Genomic DNA, 7,688 nt, shown 5'->3' with positions numbered 1-7,688 from the left:
TGGCCCGCGAGGTCGGCACCGAGGGCAACCTGGGCGGCCAGGCCACGGTGCGCGGGGTCTCGGGCACCTGGAAGGACCTGACCGACAACGTCAACGTCATGGCCTCGAACCTGACCAGCCAGGTGCGCTCCATCGCCCAGGTGGCCACCGCGGTGGCCAGGGGCGACCTGTCGCAGAAGATCACGGTCGAGGCCAAGGGCGAGGTGGCCGCGCTCGCGCAGACCATCAACACGATGGTCGACACGCTGTCGGCCTTCGCCGACGAGGTCACCCGAGTGGCCCGCGAGGTCGGCACCGAGGGCCAGCTGGGCGGCCAGGCCCGCGTGCCCAACGTGGCCGGCACGTGGAAGGACCTCACCGACAACGTCAACTCCATGGCCGACAACCTGACCAGCCAGGTGCGCTCCATCGCCCAGGTCACCACCGCGGTCGCCCAGGGCGACCTGACCAGGAAGATCGACGTCGACGCCCGGGGCGAGATCCTGGAGCTGAAGACCACCATCAACACCATGGTCGACCAGCTGTCGTCCTTCGCCGCGGAGGTCACCCGAGTGGCCCGCGAGGTGGGCAGCGAGGGACGGCTGGGCGGCCAGGCCGAGGTGGAGGGCGTCTCCGGAACCTGGAAGCGGCTGACGGAGAACGTCAACGAGCTGGCGGGCAACCTGACCCGCCAGGTCCGCGCGATCGCCGAGGTGACCAGCGCCGTGACCTCGGGCGACCTGACCCGCTCGATCACCGTCGACGCCTCCGGCGAGGTGGCCGAGCTCAAGGACAACATCAACTCGATGGTGAAGTCGCTGCGCGAGACCACCCTGGCCAACCAGGAGCAGGACTGGCTCAAGTCCAACCTGGCCCGCATCTCCAGCCTCATGCAGGGCCACCGTGACCTCGCCGTCGTGGCCGAGCTGGTGATGAACGAGCTGGCCCCGCTGGTGCGCGCGCAGTACGGAACGTTCCTGCTGGCCGAGGAGGGCGCCGGCGGGCCGGAGCTGCGGGTGGTCGGCTGCTACGGCCACCAGGAGAACGAGCGCCGCCACCGCTTCGGCGACTCCCTGGTCGGGCAGGCCGCCGTGGCCAAGCAGCTCATCCTGGTCGAGGACATCCCCGCCGGGTACATCACCGTCGCCTCCAGCCTGGGGACCGCCGCCCCGGTCAGCCTGATCGTGCTGCCGATCATCGTCGAGGACCAGGTGCTCGGCGTGATCGAGCTGGCCAGCCTCAACCGGTTCACCCAGGTGCACCAGGCCTTCCTGGAGCAGCTGGTGGAGACCATCGGCGTCAACGTCAACACCATCGTCGCCAACGCCCGCACCGACGCCCTGCTGGTCGAGTCGCAGCGCCTGGCCACCGAGCTGCAGATGGGCCAGGAGGAGTTGCAGCGCTCCAACGCCGAGCTGGAGGAGAAGGCGGAGCTGCTCGCCCGGCAGAACCGCGACATCGAGACGAAGAACCGCGAGATCGAGCAGGCGCGTCAGGAGCTGGAGGACCGCGCGCAGCAGCTCTCGCTGGCCTCGAAGTACAAGAGCGAGTTCCTGGCCAACATGAGCCACGAGCTGCGCACCCCGCTCAACTCCCTGCTCATCCTCGCCCAGCTGCTCGCCCAGAACCCGGCCCGCAACCTGACCGCCAAGCAGGTCGAGTACGCCAACGTCATCCACTCGGCGGGCACCGACCTGCTCCAGCTCATCAACGACATCCTCGACCTGTCCAAGATCGAGGCGGGCAAGATGAACCTCAGCCTGGAGCCGCTGCCGCTGCGCCAGCTCCTGGACTACGTCGAGGCGACCTTCCGCCCGCTGACCACGGAGAAGGGGCTGCGATTCGACATCGCCGTCGACTCCGACGTCCCCGCGCAGCTGCTGGTGGACGAGCAGCGGCTGCGGCAGGTGCTGCGCAACCTGCTGTCCAACGCGGTGAAGTTCACCGAGAAGGGCTCGGTCGGGCTGCGCGTCGAGCGGATCGCCAACGCCGACCTGCCCGGGGCGCGGGAGCAGGAGGCCATCGCCTTCCACGTCGTGGACACCGGCATCGGCATCGCGCAGGAGAACCTCTCCCAGATCTTCGACGCCTTCCAGCAGGCCGACGGCACCACCAGCCGCCGGTACGGCGGGACCGGCCTGGGCCTGTCGATCAGCCGGGAGATCGCCGCCCTGTTCGACGGCGAGATCCGGGCGGTCAGCGCGGTGGGCAAGGGCAGCACGTTCAGCCTCTACCTGCCGATCATCGACGCCGGTTTCGGCCCGTCCAGGACGATGGGGGACGAGCCGGTCGAGAAGACCGTTCACGGGCCCGCGGCGATCGCGGCGCAGCCCGCCGCGCCGGAACCCGACGTCTCATCCGACGGGGAGGGCCGCCGCCTGCTGGTCCTGGAGTCCCGTCCCAACGGGCTGCTGTCGCAGCTGGCCGAGAGCGTGGTCGCCGACCTGAGCGAGACCCACGGGCCGGTTCGGGTGGCCACCGCCAACGACCCCGCCGCCGCGATGAAGGCCCTGACCCTCGACGACTACCACTGCGTCGTCCTGGACCTGGGCATGCGGCAGGACGCGGCGGCCGAGTTCCTGCGCATGCTCGACGAGAACCCGGCGTTGCGGGAGCTTCCGGTGCTGGCCCACCACACCCGCACGCTGACCCGCCCGCAGGAGAACCTCCTGCAGGGCCGTTCCACCACCCAGCCGCTGGAGCGCCTGCCCAGCCTCGACGAGCTGCGCGAGCGCATCACCCTGCACCTGTCGGCGCAGCAGCCCGGCGACGTGCTCCCGCTGGTGCAGGCCAGCCCCGACGAGCGCCCGCGGGCGGCGGAGGCGCCGGACACCGGCCTGACGGGACGCAAGGTGCTGGTCGTCGACGACGACGTGCGCAACGTCTTCGCGCTGACCAACATCCTGGAGCTGCACGGCATGCAGGTGCTGTACGCCGAGAACGGCCGCAAGGGCATCGAGGCGCTGTCGCACAACGAGGACATCGACCTCGTGCTGATGGACATCATGATGCCGGAGATGGACGGCTACGCGGCCACCGCGGCCATCCGCAAGATGCCGCGCTTCGCCGCCCTGCCGATCATCGCGGTGACGGCCAAGGCCATGCGGGGCGACCGGGAGAAGGCCCTGTCGGCCGGGGCGAGCGACTACGTCACCAAGCCGGTCGACGCCGAGGAGCTGATCTCGCGCATGCAGCGGTGGCTGGAGCTTTGAGGAGTCATCCGGCGTCCCCGCGGTGTGCACCGTGCGTTCACCGTGACGCCGGATGATTGCGAGCCGGAGGCCCGCGCGAGAAGGAGAGGGATGAGCGGCTCGGACGGCGTGCCGGACGGAGGTGACAGGCTCGCCGGCGACGGTGGAGGGCATGGCCGGGGCGCGCGGCGGGGCCGGGCGCTGGGCGAGGTGGCCGCGGTCTTCCTGAAGCTCGGCGTGATCGGGTTCGGCGGTCCGGCCGCGCACATCGCGATGATGCGCGAGGAGCTGGTACGGCGGCGCGGCTGGGTCAGCGACGAGCGTTTCCTCGACCTGATGGGCGCGACCAACCTCATCCCGGGGCCGAACTCCACCGAGCTGGCCATCCACCTCGGCCACGAGCGGGCCCGGTGGAAGGGGCTCGTCCTGGCCGGAGTGTGCTTCATCCTTCCGGCCTTCGCCATCGTGCTCGCCCTGGCCTGGGCGTACGTGCGCTACGGGCAGCTGCCCGCGGCCGAGGGGCTGCTGTACGGGATCAAGCCCGTGGTGGTGGCGATCGTGGTGTGGGCGCTGGCCGGCCTGCTCAAGACCGCGGTGAAGGACCGGACGACGGCCGTGCTCGCCGTGGCCGCGCTGGCGGCCTACCTGCTCGGGGCCGACGAGCTGGCCGTGCTGGCGGCCGGCGGGCTGGCGCTCATGGCCGTGCGCACCTGGGCGGGCCGGTCGCGGGACGGCGGGATGCACGCCCTGACGGCCCCCGTGCTGGGAGCGCTGCCGGGATGGCTGCCGGGATCGGCGTACGGGCCGCGCTTCCCCGACCCCACGGGCGGTCAGCCGGCCCAGCTCTTCCTGATCTTCCTGAAGATCGGTTCGGTGCTGTACGGCAGCGGTTACGTGCTGCTCGCCTTCCTGGAGGGCGACCTGACCGAACGGCTGGGATGGATCACCCGCACGCAGCTGCTGGACGCGGTCTCCATCGGGCAGGTCACCCCGGGACCGGTGTTCACCACCGCCACCTTCCTCGGCTACGTGATCGCCGGACTGCCCGGCGCGGTCCTGGCGACGATCGGGATCTTCGCCCCCTCGTTCGCCTTCGTCGCCCTGCTGACCCGGATCGTCGACCGGATCCGCGGCAGGGCGTGGTCGGCGGCGTTCCTGGACGGCGTCAACGCCACCGCGCTCGCGCTGATGGCGGGGGTCACGATCGAGCTGGCGGGCGAGGCCTTCGTGGACCCGCTCACCGTCGTCCTGGCCGTGGCGGCCCTGCTGCTGCAGTGGCGCACCCGGCTCAACACCGCCTGGTTCATCGCGGCCGCCGCCCTGATCGGCCTGGGACGGGTGCTGCTGTTCCCCTGACGCGTTGCCCTTCCCTGACGCGTTGCCCTTCCCCGGCGCGCGGCCCCGGACCGCGGGACCGTGACGCGGGGTACGGCCCCGGAGACAGGATGGTGTGTCCGGCAGGTGATCTCCCCCTTCCCGCCCGCCTGTATACGATCTTCCCCCGGGCGTCGTCGAAGAGGATCCCCCCGTGACCGAGCTGCCGCGCGTTCCCACCGGGGTCGACCCCACAGTGCCCAGCTCCGCCAGGGTCCACAACTACCTGCTGGGCGGCAAGGACCACTTCGAGGCCGACCGGGCCCTCGCCACGCGGTTGCTGAAGGCGGCGCCCGACAGCGCGGCGCTGGCCCGGGCCGGGCGGCGCTTCCTGGCCGGGGCCGTGCGGCACATGGCGCGGGAGGGGACGGAGCAGTTCCTCGACCTGGGGACGGGCATCCCCGCCCCGCCGAGCGTGCACGAGGTCGCCCGGGAGATCCGCCCCGGCGCCCGCGTCGCCTACGTCGACTACGACCCGGTCGTGGCGATGCACAACGAGGTGATGTTCGCCGGCGAGGAGGGCGTGGTCAGCGTGCGGGGGGACGCCCGCGACCCGCAGGCCGTACTGCAGGACCCGCGGATCACCGGGCTCCTCGACTTCTCCCGCCCGGTGGGGCTGCTGCTGGTCGGGGTGCTGCACTTCGTGACCGAGGAGGAGGACCCGGCGGGGATCGTGCGCGCCTTCCGCGACCGGATGGTGCCGGGCAGCCACCTGGCGCTGTCGCACGGCATGGCCGACAGCGACCCGGAGGCGGTGGCCCAGCTGCAGGCCGGGGCCGAGGGCACGCCCACGCAGTCGGTCCTGCGCACCCACGAGCGGGTGCTGGCGCTGTTCGAGGGCTTCGACCTGGCCGAGCCGGGCCTGGTGCCCGTGCAGCGCTGGCGCCCCGAGTTCGACGATCCCGTACGGGGGCTGCGCATCGAGGGAGGCGTCGGCGTGCTCCGGCCCGCCTGACCGGCCCGTCCGCACAACCGGCACGACCGCCTGACCGGCTCTTCCGGCCGGCCCGCCTGACCGGCCCGTTCTCAGCCCGCCCCGGGGTCCGGCATGGCCGCGGCGATCCGCTGCCGCATCGGGCGCCGGCGCAGGGCCCGCAGGGCCTCGTCCACGATCAGGCTCAGCGGGGCCGACAGCTCCTTCTCCAGTTCGGCGGCCGCGGCGGCGGTGGCCTCCCACTCCACCTCCAGCGCCGGCAGGAGCCGCTCGGCCCGCGACGTCAGCCGGACGATCCGCCGGCGCGCGTCCTCACCCGGCACGACCGTGACCAGTCCCTGCCTGGCCATCTGGGCCACCGTCTGGCTCGCCGCCGAGTGGGTCACCCCGGTCGCGGTCGCCAGGTCGCGGATGGAGCGGGGGCCGTGAGCCGCCAGCACCCTGACCACCGGGGTGAACCGCGGGCGGTACCCCTGCAGGCCGAGGTCGTCGTAGACCGAGGCGACGCCCGCGTCCAGCAGGTCGAGCAGGTGGCGGAGCCGGGTCCCGAGCAGCTCGGGGCCGGGCGCGGGGGAATCCATGCGCATAATGTAACAGGACTGTTGCATTTATGGCGGGCGCGGTCACGGGTCCGGCCACAGGCGGCTCTCCCCGGCCATGGGGTCGTGGGTGAGGTGCCCGGGTGTGTCGAATATCCAGGTGGGACGGGTCCGCAGGTCGTACGGCGGCCAGCCGGGATCGCCGGTGGCGACGAAGCGCACCCAGGCGGCGTGCATGTCGTCGGCCAGGGATTGCGGAGGGTTCGGGCCGCACATCCGGCCCACCCCGCCCGCGTCCAGGTTGTCGAACACGAACGGCAGGTCCACGCAGTGCCCCGCGCCGACCGCCCCGCCGCGCGCGGGCGAACGCCAGCGGAACTCGTAGGCGTGCACCGTACGGCCCGCCCCGGCGCCCGCCTCGGTGAGGCGCAGGGTCGGCATCCGGAAGATCTTGTCGGTCAGCATCTGGCCCAGGACCTCGAGCCCGGCGGGCAGCCGTTCCTCGTAGAAGCGCCGGGCCCCGGGACCGGCCCCGAGGCCGCGCAGGGCATCCAGGTAGGCCTCCTGTCCGACGGGGCCGGGCTGTGCACGGACGCTCTCGTTGAACTCCTCCAGGGTGGCCCCGATGAGCAGCCCCGCCGGGTGCGCCGAGCCGTCCCGGATCATGTCGTACGGGCTGCGGGCCACCGCCTCGCCGTCGTTGACCGGGTTGAACCCCTTGGGACCCGGCCGGAAGATCTCACCGAGCGGCCCTGGGCCGGGCTCGCCCGAGCCCAGCGAGGCGTAGGCCGCGACCAGCTCCTGCGGCGCGAAGGCCGAGAACGCCTCGCGCGTGGGCGGCACCCCCAGGCGCCCGGCGAGCGCGCGGGCGGCCCGGCAGGCGGGCTCGACCGGTTCCCACGTCACCGCCCCGCCGCTCATGTCGATCACGCGGTGCAGCAGTCCCGCGGCCCCGGGCACCGCGAGCAGGGTCACGCTCGCCTGCCCGCCCGCGGACTGCCCGCCGACGGTCACGGCTCCGGGGTCCCCGCCGAAGGCGGCGATGTTGTCGTGGACCCAGGTCAGCGCCCGGACCCAGTCCAGGACCCCGAGGTTGACCGGGGCCCCGTCGAGCGGGAGGAAACCCTCCACGCCCAGGCGGTAGTTGACGGCGACGAACACCACGCCGTCGCGGGCGAAGGTGGTCCCCCGGTACCACGGGCTGGCGTTGCTGCCCCCGTTGAAGGCGCCGCCGTGGATCCACACCAGCACCGGGAGCCCGGCCGCGCCCGGGTCGGGGGTGAAGACGTTGAGGTTGAGGTAGTCCTCGCCCGCGATGAGCGGCTCGGGCACGCCCTCGGTGTAGTCGCTCGGCGGCTGGGGGGCGGTCGGGCCGTAGGCGTGGCAGTAGCGGACCCCCTCCCACGACGGCGCGGGGACCGGGGCGGCGAAGCGCCGCTCCCCGACCGGAGGCGCGGCGTAGGGGATGCCGAGGAACTCGGCCACCCCTCCGGCCCAGTGTCCGCGCACCCGTCCACCGGTGGTCCTGACATGGGGGTCCATGCCCTGTCTGTACCCGGGGCCGGGCCTTCTCGATCCACATCCCGGTCCCGGGCCCGGCGCGGCCCGCACCGGCGGGTGTCCGGATCCGGACATGATTCGCCCCGACGGGCCGCGGGCGCCGTACAGGGG

At 72.7% G+C, this 7,688-nt stretch carries 5 protein-coding genes; 3 read left to right on the top strand and 2 right to left on the bottom strand.

Going from position 1 to position 7,688, the window contains the following annotated elements; all coding sequences use genetic code 11:
* From Pta02_RS33035 to Pta02_RS33025, 3 genes are all read left to right on the top strand, one after another.
* Nucleotides 1-3,191 (top strand): hybrid sensor histidine kinase/response regulator (locus Pta02_RS33035; RefSeq protein ID WP_203878923.1); only part of this gene is annotated, 3,191 nt, incomplete at its 5' end.
* A 90-nt stretch (nucleotides 3,192-3,281) separates the two neighbouring features.
* A complete protein-coding gene (chrA, locus tag Pta02_RS33030) occupies nucleotides 3,282-4,526 on the top strand; it encodes a chromate efflux transporter (RefSeq protein ID WP_203878922.1) in 1,245 nt (414 codons plus the stop codon).
* A 172-nt stretch (nucleotides 4,527-4,698) separates the two neighbouring features.
* Nucleotides 4,699-5,499 carry an SAM-dependent methyltransferase gene (locus Pta02_RS33025; RefSeq protein ID WP_239131419.1) on the top strand — a complete coding sequence of 267 codons (801 nt, stop codon included), beginning with the start codon at nucleotides 4,699-4,701 and terminating at the stop codon, nucleotides 5,497-5,499.
* Nucleotides 5,500-5,570: 71 nt separating this feature from the next.
* Here the strand turns inward: Pta02_RS33025 and Pta02_RS33020 are convergent, their stop codons facing one another.
* Together Pta02_RS33020 and Pta02_RS33015 are read right to left on the bottom strand one after the other, a co-directional pair.
* Nucleotides 5,571-6,059, bottom strand: coding sequence for a MarR family winged helix-turn-helix transcriptional regulator (locus Pta02_RS33020; RefSeq protein ID WP_203878921.1), 489 nt, complete (start codon nucleotides 6,057-6,059; stop codon nucleotides 5,571-5,573).
* 42 nt (nucleotides 6,060-6,101) lie between these two features.
* A complete protein-coding gene (locus Pta02_RS33015) occupies nucleotides 6,102-7,559 on the bottom strand; it encodes a carboxylesterase/lipase family protein (protein ID WP_203878920.1) in 1,458 nt (485 codons plus the stop codon).
* Nucleotides 7,560-7,688 lie beyond the last annotated feature (129 nt).

Source organism: Paraplanobispora takensis (assembly GCF_016863195.1).
Classification (GTDB): domain Bacteria; phylum Actinomycetota; class Actinomycetes; order Streptosporangiales; family Streptosporangiaceae; genus Planobispora; species Planobispora takensis.
This window is presented reverse-complemented; position numbering and strand designations above follow the sequence as displayed.